The sequence below is a fragment of the Noviherbaspirillum denitrificans genome, from assembly GCF_002211445.1.
GTDB lineage: Bacteria > Pseudomonadota > Gammaproteobacteria > Burkholderiales > Burkholderiaceae_D > Noviherbaspirillum > Noviherbaspirillum denitrificans.
This window is the reverse complement of the sequence record NZ_LSTO01000001.1, coordinates 2,237,196-2,255,121: the sequence shown is the minus strand read 5'-3', so window position 1 is coordinate 2,255,121 and position 17,926 is coordinate 2,237,196. Positions and strand designations below refer to the sequence as shown.

General features: G+C 61.2%; 14 protein-coding genes and 1 pseudogene. 6 read left to right on the top strand and 9 right to left on the bottom strand.

Annotation, left to right across the window (positions count from 1 at the left end; all coding sequences use genetic code 11):
• The 3 genes from AYR66_RS11070 to AYR66_RS11060 form a co-directional block, all read right to left on the bottom strand.
• On the bottom strand, positions 1–2,652 hold a 2,652-nt coding region (locus AYR66_RS11070; RefSeq protein ID WP_170942298.1), incomplete at its 3' end, for a molybdopterin cofactor-binding domain-containing protein.
• Positions 2,653–2,714: 62 nt separating this feature from the next.
• Positions 2,715–3,692 carry a Bug family tripartite tricarboxylate transporter substrate binding protein gene (locus tag AYR66_RS11065; RefSeq protein ID WP_088707532.1) on the bottom strand — a complete coding sequence of 326 codons (978 nt, stop codon included), beginning with the start codon at positions 3,690–3,692 and terminating at the stop codon, positions 2,715–2,717.
• A 345-nt stretch (positions 3,693–4,037) separates the two neighbouring features.
• Positions 4,038–4,937: a LysR substrate-binding domain-containing protein gene (locus AYR66_RS11060; RefSeq protein WP_088707531.1), complete on the bottom strand. Its 900-nt coding sequence runs from the start codon at positions 4,935–4,937 to the stop codon at positions 4,038–4,040.
• A gap of 100 nt (positions 4,938–5,037) precedes the next feature.
• Here AYR66_RS11060 and AYR66_RS11055 point away from each other — a divergent pair, with 100 nt between their 5' ends.
• Positions 5,038–6,444, top strand: coding sequence for an FAD-binding oxidoreductase (locus AYR66_RS11055; RefSeq protein WP_088707530.1), 1,407 nt, complete (start codon positions 5,038–5,040; stop codon positions 6,442–6,444).
• 19 nt (positions 6,445–6,463) lie between these two features.
• Here AYR66_RS11055 and AYR66_RS11050 read toward each other — a convergent pair whose 3' ends face one another.
• From AYR66_RS11050 to AYR66_RS11035, 4 genes and pseudogenes are all read right to left on the bottom strand, one after another.
• The gene (locus AYR66_RS11050; protein WP_088707529.1) at positions 6,464–7,405 is read right to left on the bottom strand and encodes an AraC family transcriptional regulator; all 942 of its coding nucleotides are present in this window, start codon (positions 7,403–7,405) and stop codon (positions 6,464–6,466) included.
• Positions 7,406–7,428: 23 nt separating this feature from the next.
• Positions 7,429–8,427, bottom strand: coding sequence for an XdhC family protein (locus AYR66_RS11045; RefSeq protein WP_088707528.1), 999 nt, complete (start codon positions 8,425–8,427; stop codon positions 7,429–7,431).
• Positions 8,428–8,429: 2 nt separating this feature from the next.
• Positions 8,430–9,449, bottom strand: a pseudogene (locus AYR66_RS11040) (xanthine dehydrogenase family protein molybdopterin-binding subunit); the annotation flags it as partial.
• Between the two features lie 529 nt (positions 9,450–9,978).
• Complete coding sequence (locus AYR66_RS11035) at positions 9,979–10,728, bottom strand: HNH endonuclease (protein WP_088707526.1); 750 nt, start codon at positions 10,726–10,728, stop codon at positions 9,979–9,981.
• A gap of 355 nt (positions 10,729–11,083) precedes the next feature.
• Here AYR66_RS11035 and tnpA point away from each other — a divergent pair, with 355 nt between their 5' ends.
• From tnpA to tnpC, 3 genes are all read left to right on the top strand, one after another.
• Positions 11,084–11,476 carry an IS66-like element accessory protein TnpA gene (gene tnpA / locus AYR66_RS11030; RefSeq protein ID WP_141104057.1) on the top strand — a complete coding sequence of 131 codons (393 nt, stop codon included), beginning with the start codon at positions 11,084–11,086 and terminating at the stop codon, positions 11,474–11,476.
• Positions 11,473–11,805 carry an IS66 family insertion sequence element accessory protein TnpB gene (tnpB, locus tag AYR66_RS11025; RefSeq protein WP_141104056.1) on the top strand — a complete coding sequence of 111 codons (333 nt, stop codon included), beginning with the start codon at positions 11,473–11,475 and terminating at the stop codon, positions 11,803–11,805. The genes tnpA and tnpB overlap by 4 nt, the downstream gene beginning before the upstream one ends.
• Before the next feature lie 63 nt (positions 11,806–11,868).
• Positions 11,869–13,380: an IS66 family transposase gene (gene tnpC, locus AYR66_RS11020; RefSeq protein ID WP_088709750.1), complete on the top strand. Its 1,512-nt coding sequence runs from the start codon at positions 11,869–11,871 to the stop codon at positions 13,378–13,380.
• 4 nt (positions 13,381–13,384) lie between these two features.
• Here tnpC and AYR66_RS11015 read toward each other — a convergent pair whose 3' ends face one another.
• The gene (locus tag AYR66_RS11015) at positions 13,385–13,978 is read right to left on the bottom strand and encodes a hypothetical protein (RefSeq protein ID WP_088707525.1); all 594 of its coding nucleotides are present in this window, start codon (positions 13,976–13,978) and stop codon (positions 13,385–13,387) included.
• A gap of 422 nt (positions 13,979–14,400) precedes the next feature.
• Here AYR66_RS11015 and AYR66_RS11010 point away from each other — a divergent pair, with 422 nt between their 5' ends.
• Both AYR66_RS11010 and AYR66_RS11005 read left to right on the top strand, forming a co-directional pair.
• Positions 14,401–16,002 carry an ATP-dependent nuclease gene (locus tag AYR66_RS11010; protein ID WP_088707524.1) on the top strand — a complete coding sequence of 534 codons (1,602 nt, stop codon included), beginning with the start codon at positions 14,401–14,403 and terminating at the stop codon, positions 16,000–16,002.
• Entirely contained in the window at positions 15,995–17,086 is a 1,092-nt protein-coding gene (locus AYR66_RS11005; protein ID WP_088707523.1) for a UvrD-helicase domain-containing protein, read from the top strand. The genes AYR66_RS11010 and AYR66_RS11005 overlap by 8 nt, the downstream gene beginning before the upstream one ends.
• 292 nt (positions 17,087–17,378) lie before the next feature.
• On the opposite strand, the gene AYR66_RS11000 is transcribed toward AYR66_RS11005, so the two are convergent.
• Entirely contained in the window at positions 17,379–17,849 is a 471-nt protein-coding gene (locus AYR66_RS11000) for a Shedu anti-phage system protein SduA domain-containing protein (RefSeq protein ID WP_088707522.1), read from the bottom strand.
• Positions 17,850–17,926: the final 77 nt, after the last annotated feature.

Genomic DNA, 17,926 nt, shown 5'->3' with positions numbered 1-17,926 from the left:
GATCATGCCGACACCGACCGTCACAGCGGCGCGGTAGCGGTTTTCACCGATGCGCTCGAGGCCGTTGCATCCGGGGATGACTTTCGCGAGTGCGGCGGGATCGAGCAGTACCGCGAACACGGCGACCGGCGGCGCATTGAGGAACACCTCGCCGCGCGCGGCGAGCGACTTGCCCCCCTTGCCGGCGGCAGGTGCCTGCACGGTTTTCGGTTTGGATGGCGGACGATCATCGATACCGATCAGCGACATCACCTTGGATGGCGTGAGCGGCAGCGTGACATCGGCGGCGCCGATCGCATCGGCCACCGCATTCGCGATGCAGGGCGGCGTGCTCATGTTGTTGCCCTCGCCCAGGCCCTTGGCGCCGAGCGGCGTGAACGGAGACGGCGTTTCGAGGTGGATGATGGTCGGCTCCGGCACTTCGCAAGTGGTCGGCACCAGGTAGTCGGCGAAGGTGCCGGACTGGAAGCTGCCGTCTTCACCATAGCGGAACTCTTCCATCAGCGCCGCGCCCAGTCCCTGCGCGAAGGCGCCGCGGATCTGGCCGTCGGCCAGCGCCGGATTGAGGATCTTGCCCGCGTCATGGGTGGTAATGTATTCGTCGATGCGCACGCGGCCGGTGTCGCGGTCGACTTCCACTGCGCACACGTCGAATGCGAAACCGTAGGCAGCCGAGGTATTGACGCGGTCCTGTTCGTCGGGCGCGGTCAATTGCTCCGCGGTCCAGAATGCGGTTTCGCGCAGGCCCGGCTCCACGCCTTCGGGAAGCAGCCCCGGCGCCCAGTGCGGGCTGGCGGCCATGCGCAGGAAGGGCAAGCCCTTGTCGGGGGCGAGCGGCGAACTGATCTTGCCGCCGGCGAAAACCACCTCGTCAGGTGTGCAGCCGAGCTGCGGCGCGGCGATGCGCGCAAGCTTGTCGCGCAGCTTGCACGCGGCAAGATGCACCGTGCCCGCGACCGCGCCGGCAAAGCGGCTCGAATAGTTGCCGGCCGCGACCGACCATGCATCCTTTTGCGTATCGAATTCGACATTGACTGCGATGCCTTCCGGATCGATGCCGAAGACATCGGCGGCGACCTGCGCGCAAACCGTGCGGTGTCCCTGTCCAGCCGGTGCCGACGCGATGACGACGTTGACGCCGCCCAGCGGATCAATGCTGACCGTGGCGGCCGCGATCGCGCCGTTCTTCGGGCCGGCCTTGGCGCGCGCTTCGGCCGGCAGCACGGTCGAGATATAGCCCATGTTGGAAATCGACGGCTCGACGATGGCGGCGAAGCCGATGCCGTACAGGCGCCCCTCCGCGCGCGCCTGCTTGCGGCGCGCATAGAGCCGTTCCAGCTTGCCGTCTTCTTCCACCAGTTCCAGCGCACGCTGGTAGTTGCCGGAATCGATCAGCGCGCCTGCGGCCGCCCGGTAGGGGAAAGCATCGGCCGGGATGAAATTGCGCCGGTACAGCGTGACCGGGTCGATGCCCAATGTATTGGCAATGCGCTGCATCAGGCGCTCGAGTGCGAAATACACTTGCGGGCCGCCGAAGCCGCGCACCAGGCCGGCCGGCGTCTTGTTGGTGAGCACCACGCGATTGCGCACCAAGAGGTTCGGGATCGCATACGCACCGGTCAGGCAGCCGTGCATGCGGTAAAAGGTCGCCGGTTCCGGCGCGCGCAGGTAGCCGCCGCAATCGTCGAACTGGTCGTAGGACAAGGCAGTGATGCGGCCGTCGGCTTCGACTGCCGCGCGAATCGTCGACAGGCGGCCGGTGGCCGAGGTCAGCGCGACCAGGTGTTCCAGCCGGTCTTCCACCCACTTCACCGGCGCGCCCGCCTTGCGCGAGGCGAGGCACATCAGCACGACATACTGGAACACCGCATGCTTGACGCCGAAGCTGCCGCCGGAATCGCGGAAGGTGCGGTGCCGCAGCTTGGTGCCCGACACGCGCAGTGCGAGCGCCATCACCGTATGCAGGGAAAACGGTCCCATGAAGTTGGAGCTGACGTCGTAGCCTTCTTCATCGGAAAGGTATTCCGCCACCACCACCGAGCCTTCCATGGGCGTGCAGGAATTGCGCGGATAGTGCGCGGTGAGTTCGATGCAGTGTGCGGCATTGGCGAACGCGGTTTCCGGGTCGCCGTAGCGGAAATGGCGGTCGCTCACCACGTTGCTGCCGACAACTTCATGCAGCACCGTCGCGTCTTCGCGGATCGCTTCGTCGATGCTGGTCACCGCAGGCAGCGGCGTGTACTCGACGGTGATCAGGTCGGCCGCGTCTTCAGCGAGGTAACGCGATTCGGCGATCACCACCGCCACCGGGTCGCCGACATAGCGCACGCGATCCATCGCCAGCGCCCACATTTCCATCGGCGACTTTACCCCGACCACGAAGGGACGCGACCAGTCCGCGATGTCCTTGCCGGTCAGCACGGCACGCACGCCAGGCGCGCTTGCCGCCTGGCGGGTATCGATCCGGCCGAGCACCGCATGCGCATGCGGCGAGCGCACCACGGCTGCATGCAGCGTGCCGGGCTTGACGCCGACATCGTCGCCGTACTGGCCGCGCCCGGTCAGCAGCGATGCATCTTCGATGCGCCGCATCGGGCGGCCGACATGCGCGTTCTGCTGCGCGTGTTCGGCGACTGGGGATGGCACTTTCATTTCCATGGATCGGTCTCGCTCTTGAATCGTAGGGCGCGCCCCGCGCACCATTGCGTGTCTTCTCAGTCCGCCACCACGTTGGCATCCTTGATGACCTTGCCCCAGCGCGCGCTCTGCGACTTGAAGTAGGTGTCGAACTGCTGGGTGCTGCCGCCGAGCGGGTCCACGCCGGCATCAACGAATGCCTTCTTGATGTCATCCGCCTTGAGGATCTTGTTGATCTCGCCGTTGAGCTTGGCGATGATCTCCGGCGGCGTGCCGGCGGGCGCGGAGAAGCCGTACCAGACCGACACTACGAAGTCGGGGAAGCCGAGTTCGGACACGGTCGGCACATCCGGTAGCAGCGGCGAACGCTTTTCGCTGGTGATCGCCAGCGCGCGCAGCTTGCCGGCCTTGACGTGCGGCATCACATGCGGCGCGTTGTCGAACATGATGTCCACCTGACCGCCAAGCAGGTCGGTGATCATCGGCGCGCTGCCCTTGTACGGCACCTGCGTGAGGTCGATGCCTGCCACGCTCTTGAAGTACTCCATCGTCAAGTGGTTCGAGGTGCCGTTACCCGCGCTGGCGTAATTCAGCTTGCCCGGCTTGGCTTTCGCAGCCGCAATGAAATCCTTCAGCGACTTGATCGGCGAATCGGCACGGACCACCAGCAGGTTCGGCGAATAGGCGCCGAGCACGACCGGCGTGAAATCCTTGTTGGTGTCGTAGGTCAGCTTCTTGTGCAGGAACTGGTTGGCAACGGTGGGGAAGCCGACCACGGCCAGCGTGTAGCCATCCGGCGGCGACTTGGCCGCGTTGGTCAGGCCAAGGATGGTCCCGCCGCCCGGCCGGTTGTCCACGATCACCGGTTGCCCCCAGGAATCCTGCAGCTTCTTGCCGACCAGGCGGGCGATAGTGTCGTTGAAGCCGCCCGGCGCGTACGGGACCACGATGCGGATCGGCTGGTTGGGATAGGCGGAAGTATTGGCGATTGCCGGTGCGGCCATTACCAGCCCGGCGCAAATGGATAGTGCGAGGTTGCGGACTGCTCTGATCATTACGGTCTCCAATTCTCTTGATCCCCAAGGGGTGGGCGGGGCGTGGAACCCTCTGGTCACGAGAAGGCAGTATAAGGAGCGCGAACAATCAAAACAAATAATAAATAGTGATTGTAAATATCAGTTGAAATGATTCAAATGGCGGGAATTCCCAGGCAAAACTGCGGTGCATCATGGGTAATGGAACAGGCGATTTCCGGAAAGTACATCAGGAAACGTGATTGCTCTTTTGATAACGAGCATTACTGCCCATTCAGAAAAAGAGGTAGGGTGCGCCCTGCGCACCATTGCCGCAATCAGCACCGGTACACGGGGCGCACCCTTCAAATACATCCGGATGTCCGGTCAGCGCTTGCGCACACTGGCTCCCGCGGCAATACCGAGAAAAGCCTTGACCAGTGCGCTGCCATCCCCGCGGCGCCGGGCCAGCACCAGATTGGCCGTCGCCCCCTTGCCCTTGAGCGGCCGGAAACACGCTCCCTGGATGCCCATGCTTCCCAGCACCGCAGGCAAGACAGACACGCCGCATCCCGCCGCAACGAGCCCGCCAATCGCCGCTGCTTCGCGCGCCTCCATCACCAGCCGCGGTTCAAATCCCGCTTCCCGGCACAGCGCAATGATCCGCGGCGTCAATGTCGTCCCGTCGTCGTACGGAAACATCACGAAATCTTCGTCGCGCAGCTCGCCGATCGCAATGGATGCCTTGCCGACAAGGCGGTGATCGGCCGGCAGGACCGCCGCGAATCCGTCGCGTGCGAGGACGGTCAGTTCCAGTCCTTCCGGGCTTGCCGCATCCAGCGGCCGCATGAAGCCGAGGTCGAGCGCACCGTCCTTCAGCGCGGCCGCCTGCTGCTTGGTCGTCATGTCCTGTAAGCGCAGACTGACTTCCGGAAACTGTTTGCGATACGCATTGATGATGGCCGGAAAGATCGGCGTGTACGGAATCGAGCGCGTGAACCCGATGCGCAGTTCGCCGGCTTCCCCTCGTTGCGCGCGCCGCGCCGTCTCCGCGGCACCCGACGACAGTGCAAGGATACGGCGCGCATCTTCCAGGAACAGCCGCCCCGGCTCCGTCAGCCTGACCCAGCGCCGCGACCGGTCCAGCAGCGTCACGCCGATTTCGGCTTCGAGCGCCTGGATCTGCTGGCTCAGCGGCGGCTGCCCGATATGCAGCCGTTCGGCGGCCCGCGTGAAGGACAGTTCTTCGGCGACGGCGACGAAGTAGCGCAGGTGGCGGAGTTCCATTTCTGTTATCTGTTCTTAATATAAAAACTGCCATCAATATATATTGGACAGATATAGGCGGCAATCCTAAGATCGGCTCGAACTACTGTAGGAGAGACGCATGACCGATTTTCTTGACCGCTGCCGCGCTTTGACGGGCGCCAACCACGTACTGACCGCCGCGGATGACATGGCGCCCTACCTCACCGACTGGCGCGGCCGTACGACGGGCAATGCGCTGGCCGTGATCCGCCCGGCGGACGCGAATGAAGTCGCCGCCATCGTAAAGCTCTGCGCCGATGCGCGCGTTCCCGTCGTGCCACAGGGCGGCAACACCGGCCTCGTCGCCGGCAGTGTGCCGGACCGCAGCGGTACCGCGGTTGTCCTCTCGCTCAAGCGTCTGAACCGGATCCGTGCGATCGACCCGCTCAACAACACCATCACCGTCGACGCCGGCTGCATCCTGGAAGAAGTGCAGAACGCGGCCACGGCGGCAGGCCGGCTGTTTCCGCTGTCGCTGGCGGCGGAAGGCAGCTGCACGATCGGCGGCAACCTCGCGACCAACGCCGGCGGCACCGCCGTCCTCCGCTACGGCAACATGCGCGAGCTTTGCCTGGGCCTGGAAGTGGTCACGCCTCAGGGAGAGAAATGGGATGGCCTGCGCGGACTGCGCAAGGACAACACCGGCTATGACCTGCGCGACCTGTACATCGGCGCCGAAGGCACGCTCGGCATCATCACCGGCGCGGTGCTGAAACTGTTCCCGCAACCGAAGGCTTGCCTGACCGCCCTCGCCGCGCTGCGCACGCAGGACGATGCGGTCGCGCTGCTGGCCAGCGCGCAGGCATTATGTGGTGCGGCCCTCACCGGCTTCGAGCTGATGTCGCAATTCAGCCTGGCGCTGGTGACGAAGCATTTCCCGGACATGCGGCTGCCGTTCACGGAGGAGCATCCGCAGTACGCATTGCTGGAAATATCGGACAGCGAATCGGAAGAGCACGCCACGGCCACGCTGGAGGCGCTGATGTCGGAGGCGATGGAACGCGACCTGGTCACCGATGCGGTGGTGGCCTCCTCGATCGCCCAGTCCCGCGCATTGTGGAACCTGCGTGAACACATCACGCTGGCGCAGGCGGCGGAAGGCAAGCACATCAAGCATGACGTATCGATTCCGATTTCGGACATCGGGCGCTTCATCGGCGAGACCGACAACCTGCTCGCACAACGCTTCCCCGGATGCCGCATGCTTGTCTTCGGCCATCTCGGCGACGGCAACCTGCACTACAACGTGTCAGCGCCCGAGGGCATGAACGATGCGCAGTTCATCGAACAGCAGGAAGCGGTGAACCGCGTCGTGCACGACAGCGTGCACCGGTTCGCGGGATCAATCTCCGCCGAGCATGGACTGGGGGAGTTGAAGCGCGACGAGATCAGGCGCTACAAATCGGACACGGAATTGCGGCTGATGGGAGTGATCAAGCAGGCGCTGGATCCGCTGGGGTTGATGAATCCGGGGAAGGTGCTGTAGCGGGCGCTTGCGAGTCGCCCTACACGCCTGCCATCCTCACCAGTCCGGCCGACGCGTCCTGCCGCAAGCGAGTGATATCGCGCAGAGGCGGTGCGCCGAATAGCCGGTGGTATTCCCGCCCGAATTGCGACGGACTCTCGTAGCCGACCCGGAAGGCCGCCGTCGACGCATCGACGTGCTCGGTCAGCATCAGCCGCCTTGCCTCGTTCAGGCGCAGCCATTTCTGGAACTGCAACGGGCTCATCGCCGTCAGCGCGCGGAAATGATGGTGAAAAGTGGAGGTACTCATCTGCGCCAGCGCCGCCAGTTCATCGACGCGCAGCGGTTCGCAGGCATGCGCCTTGAGCCAGTCGATCGCGCGGGCGATGCGGTGGCTCTGGCTGCCGGTGGAGGCGATCTGGCGCAGGCGGGCGCCCTGGTCGCTCACTAGAAGGCGGTACAGGATTTCTCGTTCGATGAGCGGCGCCAGCGCGGGAATATCGTCTGGATCGTCGAGCAAGTCGACCAGGCGCTGGAAGGCCTGGAGCAGCGGCAGCGATGCCTCGCCCACCGAGAGCCCGCGTCCATTCGATTCGGCGCGCGGCACGCGGAACTTGTTTTCCATGATCAGTTCGGTCACGACGCGCCGGTCAATTGTCAGCACCAGCGCCATGAATGGCGACTCGGGGCTTGCTTCGAGCACTTCGCCGATCACCGGCAGGTCAACCGATGTAATCAGGAAACGGCCGGCGCCATAGAGAAAGGTATCGTCGCCGAGCATCACCCGCTTGTCGCCCTGCACGACCAGCGCGAGGCTGGGCATGTACATGCAATTGGTGGGTTCGGAAGGCGTGGTGCGCGTGAACAGCGAGAGCGACGGGATGGCGGTGGTTACCGGTTCACCATCGGGAAGGGGACGCGCGGCGATGCTGCGTGCCAGTGCCTCGCGCACGGCGTGCAGGCGATCCGTTGCTGTATGCATCTTATCCGGTTGTGCCAATTGATTCACCCGATCTCGTGTTCCGCAGGCAAAGGCGCCTCGCCTGCGGCAACCAGTCTAACCTCATTGCGCGCTGCGATCATGCCGGCGAGGATGGAGACGGCGATTTCCGGCGGCGTCTTGCTGCCGATCGGCAGCCCGACCGGGCCGCGCAGCTTTTCCACTTCGCTTTCCAGAAAGCCGAAATGCTGCACCAGCCGTTCGCGCCGGCGTTCGCTGTTGCGCTTCGAGCCGAGCGCGCCGACATAGAAGGCGGGCGACTTCAGGGCTTCCAGCAGCGCCATGTCATCCAGTTTCGGATCGTGCGTCAGCGCGACGACGGCAGTGCGCGCATCCACCTGCAGCGCGAGGATGGCGTCGTCGGGCATGATGGTGCTCAGCACGCGCGCGGCAGGCACGTCCCAGCCGTGCAGGTATTCTTCGCGCGGGTCGCAGACGATGACTTCATAGTCCAGTGCAATCGCCATCTGCGCCAGGTAGCGCGATATCTGTCCGGCGCCGATGATCAGCAATCGCCATTGCGGACCGTGCACCGTGGTGAGCTGCACGCCGTCCCAATGCAGCATGTCCTCGCGCCGCGCGGCGTGCATGCTGACCCGTCCGCTGTCGAGGTCAACCCGGCGGACGACAAGCCGGCGGTCATCGAGCCGGGCCGACATGTCCTTGAGCTGCGCAAGGTCGGGTGAGGGCTCAACCACCAGTTCCAGCGTGCCGCCGCAGGGAAGACCGAAGCGCACCGCCTCGTCCTTGCTCAGCCCATACACCAGCTTGAAAGGCGCGTCGCCCGTGATCTTGCCGGCACGCATGCGCTCGACCAGGTCATCCTCGATGCAGCCGCCAGACACCGAGCCTTCGACCAGGCCGTCTTCGCGCAGCGCCAGCCACGCGCCGGGCTGGCGTGGCGCAGAGCCCCATGTCCTTGCCACGGTCACGAGCGCGAAGCGGTGCCCGGATGCCGCCCAGCGCAACGCCGCGTTGAGTACTTGCCGGTCGGTGCTGTACATGGTCAGGCCTTCAGCATGTCTTTTGTGACCGGCAGCTTGCGTACCCGCTTGCCGGTCGCCGCCGCCAGTGCGTTGGCGATGGCCGGTGCCAGCGGCGGCACGGCGGGTTCGCCGATGCCGGTCGGCTTTTCGCCGGACTGCATGATGTGCACGTCGACGCGCGGCATGTCGGTGATGCGCGTGGGCTGGTAGTCATGGAAGTTCGATTGGTCGACCTTGCCGCCGGTCAGCGTGATCGCATTCTGCAATACCGTCGACAGCCCGAAACCGACCGAGCCTTCGACTTGCGCGCGGATGATGTCGGGGTTGATCGCGGTGCCGCAATCGACCGCGCAGACGATGCGGTCAACATGGAAGCTGCCGTCGTCCTTCACGCTCACTTCCGCGACCTGCGCGACGAAGGAGCCGAAGGATTCGTGGACCGCAACGCCGCGTCCGCGACGCTCGCCGGCCTTGCCCGGTTGCAGCGGTGTGCCCCAGCCTGCCTTGTCGGCCGCCAGTTTGAGCACCGCCGCATGGCGCGGGTGTTTGTCGAGCATGGACAGGCGCCATGCGACCGGATCCTTGTCCGCCGCCTGCGCGAGTTCGTCGATGAAGCATTCCGTCGAAAACGCGGTGTGCGTGGAACCGACCGAACGCCACCACAGCACCGGCACGTTGATGTCGGTCGGCGTGTGGAGCTCGACCTGCAGGTTGGGGATGGCATACGGCAGATTGCTCGCGCCTTCGACCGAGACGAAATCGATGCCATCCTTGACCATGGCATCGAAAGGCGAGCCGGTGAGGATGGACTGTCCGACCAGCCGATGATGCCAGCCGACCAGCCTGCCCTGTTCGTCGAGCCCGGCCTTGAGGCGGTGGTGGAACGCGGGCCGGTAGTAGCCACCCCGCATGTCATCCTCGCGCAGCCAGACCAGCTTGACCGGCGCACGGCCGTTGATGGCCTTGACGATATGCGCCGCTTCCAGGATGTAGTCAGAATCCTTGCCGGCGCGGCGGCCGAAACTGCCGCCGGCGTACAGGCCGTGTTATCCGGAAGAAGCAAGTGTGTGTCTAGAAATCGATATGTTTCAATGAATAGCGGCTTATTGGCAATTATCTTGTGTGACAAGCGAAGGGGTTGCCATTTTCACAGGACACAGTCCTCCTTGTAGAAATTGGTTTGGGATTGTTTGAAACAGCATCGAGGCTTTTACCAGCGACCAGCGACGAAGGCGCTGGTCGCTCGCCCGAAGGCTAGATGCTGGCTTTAAATACTCGTTTCATTAAAGCGAGCGTATTCAAGACAACGGTTCGGTTTAGCACTCTTCGCAAAACCGCAAGTCTTTCTTGAGTCTTCCGAACTTCGTTTTCAGCTTGTCCTGCGACACAAGACGTCAGTCAAGTTCTGATCTCACCACCGTCAGCCAAACGTGCAAGTGCTGACATAGTTAAAGGCGCCGTCCTTGAACCGCGTCGAAAGCGGATGGTCAACGTGGAGGTAAGCTGCAGTCGGAGCGCGAAGGGAACCCAACTGCTGTGTGCAGGGAGGAAGTCGAGTTGATTATAGGTTTAACCGTCATGCATTAATGCACGCAACTCTTCAATTTCAAGGGGCGGCTCGCGCCTGTGAAGCATTGCATGGCAGTTTGGGCATACCGGCACGAGATCATTGACTGGATCAACGCAGTATTCATTTCCGATAGCAGCAATAGATACCCGGTGGTGCACGTGAATAAAACCTGCTCCGAGTTCACCATACTTCTCACTAAAGTCTAGGGCGCATACTTGGCAGGTGTTTCCAAAGTGCGTAATACAGGCATTACGTGCTTCCGGAGAGCGCTCATATCGATTCACTACGACTTGCTGTCCTGCGCCTTCCGTATAGGTGGCGGCTTGAGGGAGTTCGTCAGGGTAAATAGCTCCGGCGATAGGTGCTTCTGGTGGCGACTGTTCGAACCCAGTAGGAGGAGTGTTCTCTGTAGCCGAGAAATCGTCACCGAAGCACTTATTGATTTCGGTTGCGCTGCACTCTCTGTTCTGCTCGAAGCGCAGTATTCGATCAATCGATACGGTGGCCGATTGGACTCTCCCGTTTCGTGCCGGATCAATCCGAAATGCCTGGCCAAACTCTGCTTCGTCCTCCCAGACGAAGACACAGTGTACGTCACCGTATTTCTTCCACATGTCGGCAACTCGCCCAATACGGAGAAGTAAGTTCTTTGCGCCATCCTTGCCGTCGGTAGCGGCATAAAGAGTCTGATGAATGTTATGTTTTCGCCAAGGCTTTCGAACGTGTACCGCTGCAAAACTTACGGACATGCGATTTCTCCTGTGAAAGGCTAACGTCGTAGATGAACCGCGGACAATACCCGGGCGAAGCACGGCGACGTAACATCGGCATCGATCGACCTGCTAGACGTATGCCGTTTATAGCTTAATGATGCGAGTCTGCTTCCGCTTGTCCTTAGACTCGCGCCACACCTCCACACGTAGTTGTAGAGCCGGGCCCAAAACAGGTGCTGGAGGCTTGGAAGGCCGCGGAGTCTTAGGTTCAGCCTCCACCAGCGCATCAATCTCGTCTGCTTGCTCCAGATACGTAAGCGTCCGGCCATTCCATCTTGAAGGGTGATGGCGATCTTGCGAGGATGATGTCCACTTAACTTTAGGTGGACACGTGCACACTAACGAAGGTGAACACCAAGTCGGCCGGCAGCGGCGCCGGCGGCACAGCGCCGAATTCAAAGCCGAAGTAATTGCCGCCTGCCAGCAGCCAGGCGTCTCCATCGCTGCGGTCGCGCTTGCGCACGGTCTCAATGCCAATCTGCTGCGCCACTGGATCATCAAACAGGAACGCGCGGAGGCAACACCGGCGCAGGTGGCGACGCCGAGCAATACCGCGTCGACCGACGTCAAGCATGACTTTGTACCAGTCACTGTCGCTCCCGAGCGGAACCGGGACGACAACATTCGCGTCGAGCTGCGGCGGGGGGCCACCACCGTGACCGTCGTTTGGCCCATGAGTGCTGCGGCCGACTGTGCAGCCTGGCTACGTGAGCTGCTGCGGTGATTCGGATTGAGGCGATCTGGCTGGCGGTCGAACCGATGGACATGCGCGCCGGCATGGAAACCGCCCTGGCGCGCGTGGTCAAGGTATTCGGCGCGGCCCGGCCGCATCACGCCTACCTGTTCGCCAATCGACGCGCCAACCGCCTCAAGGTGCTGGTACATGACGGCATCGGCATCTGGCTGGCGGCACGACGCCTGCATCAAGGCAGGTTCATCTGGCCGGTCTTGGAAGATAAAACAGTCACTCTGTCGCGCGCCCAGTTCGATGCGCTGGTGCTGGGACTGCCATGGCAGCGTGTCGGTGAACGGGGCATCATCACCGTCATTTAATCTTTAGCAAACGCGATGTCGATAGCGATTGTTAACGCCGTCGGCCGCTGGCACGATGTGCGCATGACCGACACCGCTGCCATGCTTGATGCACTCGACGCGCCACAGCTACGCGAACTGGCCCGGCACCTGATGGCCGAGATGCGCGTCAAGCAGGTCATGATCGACAAGCTTACGCATGAGATGGCCGCGCTCAAGCGGCTCAAGTTCGCCGCCCAAAGCGAAGCGTTCCACGTGGGCCAGAAGAGCCTGCTGGAAGAAACCATCGATACCGACCTTGAAGCGCTCGCACAGGAGATCGAGCGCCTGACGTCCCCATCGGCCGAGGAGCGAGAGAAGAGGCAGCCAAAACGCGCTCCCTTGCCGGCACACCTGCCCCGCCGGGAGATTCACCATGAACCGCAATCCACCACCTGCAGCTGCGGCTGCCAGATGAAGCGCATTGGCGAGGACATCGCCGAGAAGCTCGATTACCAGCCGGGCGTCTTTACGGTGGAGCGTCATGTGCGCGGCAAATGGGTATGCAGCCATTGCCAGACGTTGGTGCAGGCGCCGGTGGCACCGCACATCATCGACAAGGGAATGCCGACCTGCGGCTTGCTGGCCCAGGTGCTGGTGGCCAAGTATGGAGATCACTTGCCGCTGTATCGGCAGGAAGGGATCTTCGAGCGCGCCGGCATGGCGATCGCGCGCTCCACGTTGGCGCAGTGGGTGGGCATGTGCGGTGTGCAGCTGCAGCCGCTGGTCGACGCTCTGCGCGAAGAGTTGCTGACCCATGCGGTTCTGCATGCCGATGAAACGCCGGTGGCGATGCTCAAGCCGGGCAACGGCAAGACGCACCGGGCTTACCTGTGGAGCTATTGCACCACGTCGATGCACCCGGTACAGGCAGTCGTGTTCGACTTTGCGGAAAGCCGTGGCGGTCGCCACGCCGCCGAGTTCCTCGGACCTTGGCGCGGCACGCTGGTCTGCGACGATTACAGCGGCTACAAGGCGCTGTTCAGGCTGGGCATCACCGAAGCCGGCTGCATGGCGCATGCGCGGCGCAAGTTCCATCAGCTATGGGCCAATCACAAAAGCCAGATTGCCGAACAGGCGCTCACGCTATTCTGGCGGCTGTATGAAATCGAGCGTGACGTGCAGGAAATGGATGACGCCCAGCGCAAGGCCGTACGTCAACAAAGAAGCCGACCTGCGGCCGATGCGCTGCATGCATGGCTGGCGGCGCAGCGGCAAAGAGTGCCGGATGGAAGCGCGACCGCCAAAGCCATCGATTACAGCCTGGGACGCTGGGGGCCGCTGACGCGCTACCTTGACGATGGCGCACTGCCGATTGATAACAACTGGATCGAGAACCGCATCCGTCCGATTGCCGTTGGCCGCAGCAACTGGCTGTTTGCCGGCAGTCTGCGCGCCGGCAAGCGGGCCGCGGCGGTGATGAGCTTGATCCATTCCGCCCGGCTCAACGGGCATGACCCTTACCTGTACCTCCGGGATATCCTGGAACGGCTGCCGACTCAGCCAGCCAGTCGCATCGACGACCTGCTTCCGCATCGCTGGCAACCCGCCGCCTGAACTCCTACCGCCTTAGATCTCGCTGCCAATACGCGATGGCCGAACGCTTACCCAGATACGGCAATGGTTGTTGCTGATGGTATCGAGGACACTTGAGCAATGCGTCCGCAAGCTCGCGCATGAAGTCTGGTTCCGTCGCTGCTTCGTCTCCTAAAAGGGTCTCTGCGCGGATCATCGCTTCCTCGGGCGTTAGCTCACCCTTCTGGACACGAACGAAAAGCCGCTGAAGTGCAGCGAGCGATCCGCCCCGCTTCTTTGACGCGGCGCGTGACGGAGGACACGAAAAGACCTGGCCCGCTTGCTCTGACAAATAGTCGCCAGTGGCACTCACCTGCTCACCTATTGTCTTGAGCCCGGAAATGAAGTCGCCATAGTTTCCGATCCCAAAGTAAAACGCCGTCAAAGCCGCACCAATTGTTGCGCGCCCCTTTATGGACCCCTCTTCGACCTGAAGGAACAGCGAGTAGTCTGGGATTGTGACAGATAGATCGACGAAGGCTTCCCACGAATCAAATAGCGAAGACGAAAGACGTCGCAGTTCCTGTTCAGGATAGCTAGGGTTTGCAAGAACAAATTCAGTTGAGCCGAGATCGAGCATGTCGCTTTTTCAGACGTCTAACTTCACTTATCAGAACTGACAGCCTCGTCGTGGAGCAGGCGGCAGAGGGGTGTGTCTTTTATACCATACATTGCTCACAGGAATTATTCACACTCGAGAAACGGTGTGAACGGCAGCTAATAGCCGATTTTGTCTGGCGGTCGTTGCCTCGGTACAGGCAGCTATCCCCCAGCTTCGAGACTTTCGGCTTCCAACAGAGAACGGGAATACTCGCCCCAAACCGCACAACCGCTGACCTGGTGTCAATGCTCTGTATACCTTGAAGAGGGCCGTAGACCCTGTCTTGTCAACTTGCAATAGTAGCCAGATTTTGACGATATACTCACAAGGTTCTATGCAGAAAAAGGCTCTAGAAGAGCCAACTTCTGCCATCGGAAGCACTATGTGCACTTGGAGACCTCGTGATAAAGAAGATTCGTGTCCGCGGATACCGCATCCATCGCGACCTGACGATCTACCCGAACCGCAAGCTCAACCTCATCGTCGGCGCGAACGAGTCAGGTAAGTCCACGCTCATGGAGTCCATCGTTCTTGCGCTGACGGGGCGCATCAACGGGCGAAGCGCCGCCGAAGAGCTCAATCCCCACTGGTTCAACACGGGCGTGGTGGCCGACTTCATCGCGAAGAGGAAGCGCGGCGAACCCCAACGGTTTCCGGAAATCGACATTGAGGTGTTCCTCGAAAACGTCCCGGAGCTGCAGGAATTGTGTGGGGCTCATAACTCAGACACGCCTACCAACGCATGTCCAGGCGTTCGATTTCGTTGCATTCCCAATCAGGACTATTTGGCCGAGCTGCAAGCGTGGGCGAAGGCGCCCTCGTCCCTCTTGCCGATCGAGTGGTACCGCGTAGAGTGGAGGACGTTCGCGGACCGCGAGTTGATCATGCGCCCGCGAGTGTTGGCGACCGCGGTCATTGACGCACGCACCGTTCGAAGCACAAGTGGCGTCGACTATCACCTGCGCCAGATCTTGGGCAGTCAGCTCGAACACCATGAGCGAGCAAACATTTCCCGCCAATACCGAGACTACAAGGCGGTACTGTCAGATACTGCGTTCAAGAGCGTGAATGAGCGCATCGGCAAGCTTCATTCAACACTGCATGAGCAGCCGATCTCCCTGGCAATGGATCAGACCACACGCACGTCTTGGGAGGAGTCGGTGGCCCCCCACGTCGATGGCGTTCCTTTCGCAATGGCCGGGCAAGGGCAGCAGTCTGCGATCAAGATCGCACTGGCGATGAATAAGCATGCGGGCCGAGCCAAGTTCGTCATGATCGAGGAGCCCGAGAACCACCTGAGCCACACCAGCCTGACGAGGCTTCTGCACAGGATGGAAACGCTGACCAGCGACGACCAACAGCTCTTCATCACCACTCACAGTTCGAGCGTGCTGAATCGACTTGGGCTTGAGGCCTTGCAGTTCCTGGGCCCCACCGCTCCCGTGAAACTCAACGAGTTGGATCCGGAGACGGTAAGGTACTTCAAGAAGCTACCGGGATTCGACACCCTGCGCATCGTCCTGGCCGACAGAATTGTTCTCGTCGAGGGCCCCTCTGACGAAATCGTCTTCGAGCGGGTGTTCAAGGACCTTCATGGCAAGCGGCCCATGGAGTGCGGGATTGATGTCCTGAGCATGCGGGGCCTGTCGCTGGGCAGAGGACTAGAGTTGTGCGAGCGCCTGGGTAAGAAAGTCGCAGCACTTCGCGATAACGACGGCATCGAGTCGGAAGAGCTTCGCAAGCCGCTGGCACAGTGGCTCAAGCCTGGCTCCCGTGAAGTATTCATTGGCGAAGTGGCTCATGGCAGGACACTGGAGCCGCAGATGATTCATCACTGCGGCGAGGCGCAGCTGCGGACCATTCTCGGAATCACGGACAAGGCGGACGTCGGAACGTGGATGTCGCGCGAGAAGACCGAGGCCGCCTTGCGCATCGCGAGCTCTTCGGAACAGTTCACGCCTCCGGCATACATGCTCCAAGCCGCGCAATTTATCCATGGCTAAGCGGTTGACCCTGGCGGTCGCAGGCTCTCGCAAGACCCAAGGCATCGTCGAGCACTGCGCGAAACTGCCGTGTGAGCGGCGCGTTCTTGCCCTGACCTACACGCAAAAGAACCAGTTCGAGCTTCAGGAACGCCTTGCCCACTACGCTGGCGACCATTTAAACATCGAAGTGCTCGGCTGGTTCACATTCCTCTTGCGGCACTTCGCGAAACCCTTCCTGCCATTCAAGTTCCCCGGCGAGCGTGTGCTGGGCTTCAACTTTGACGGCATGCCACCCCGAATGGCAACCGGCAAAACCCGCTTTCTCGACAAGAGCGGCGCGGTCTACAGAAGCGAACTCGGGCGTCTGGCGTTCGAGTTGATTGCGGCGAGCCAAGGCGCTCTGATCAGCAGGCTAGAAGGCATCTACGATGAGATCCTCATCGATGAGGTACAGGACCTCAGCGCCTATGATTGGGAAATCGTTGATGCTCTTCTGGACTCCGCCGTTGACCTCTGGATGGTCGGTGATATCCGCCAAGCGGTACTCTCCACCAACGCGCGCAGCGCGAAGAATAAGAAGTACGCCTATGCTGAGGCGATCAGCTGGTTCAGGAGTCGTGAGAAGAAGGGACTCCTGGCGATAGAGGAGAGCGCGGTCACTTGGCGGTGTCACCCGAAAATCGCGGCGTTCTCGGACACGATCTTTGATCCGTCCTGGGCCTTTCCGTATACCGTCTCCAAGAATGACCATACGACGGGTCATGACGGCGTATTTCTTGTCCGCGCCGAGCATGTCCACGCGTATGTGACGCAATACCGCCCCCAGAGTTTGCGTCACTCGGCCGCATCAGCGAAGAATCTGACGCTGGATTTTATGAACTTCAAGGTTTCCAAGGGCGCAACGTTTCCCCGAGTACTGATTGCGCCGACGTCCAAGATCATGAACTTTCTTCGAGCCGGCACCTATATGGATGCCATCGCTGCTTCAAGCTTCTATGTGGCGATCACACGAGCACAACAGAGCGTCGCAATCGTGCTCGACGACCCAGGGATGTCGACCTTGCCCTATTGGAAGCCGGCGGCGGATCTCGAGTGGGCCTAGGCATGGTCCGTATTAATCCGATTGCAAGGGAGGCCGCTCCCAGCTGCGACCGGGACATTGGTGGGGAATCGGCAAAAGTCCACTTTTGGTCGAACGCTGTGGGGAGGTGCGCTTCCACGGGCGACAAATGTGCGCGAGTTTCCTGCGGGTCGTCGTGACGCATATCAACGAGAACGACACATTGCAGACATTCCTCGTTGCCGAGTCCCGCCAATTGAACCTTGTGACAATGCCTTCACACAGGCGGCGGTGCGTACTGCGAGAGGAAGGCGGGCCGGTCAAACACAATCCATCACCCACCAAGCGCAACAATGGTGTTGTTGAGCCGTCGTAGCAGGTCATCGTATGTGATGATGTCCATCATATTTGCGTACTTGCGCTTGATTATCTCGAAGTCCAGCAACTGACTGCCAGACATTTCCGCACCGCCGATCTGATCGCGGCCGACTATGATGATCGCCTTAGGATTGGAAATGCGGATCTTCATGCTCTTTGGCAGCTCCGCAGCATACTTTTTCGTGAGTGTCTCTTCACCTTTGACGCCCCATTTCGACAGATGGAAGAGATACTTTTCTGCCTGCATGATGCTGCCACTAAGTTCGGAGGTTGGGATGCTATTATCGCGGTAAAGGCTCTTGCGAAGAATTTTGTCGTCGAAAGGTTTCTTGATCTCGATGACGTCTAGGTTGCCATTGGCATCAACCAAAGCTATGTCAATGTGGCGATCGGTCCTCTTCGTGGGGTCACTGTAGTAGTCGTGGATGGTGACTGTTGATGTTCACGTAAAAGTGACCCACGATTTTCATCGAATTTTGACCCACCCTTTTTATGCGTAGACGG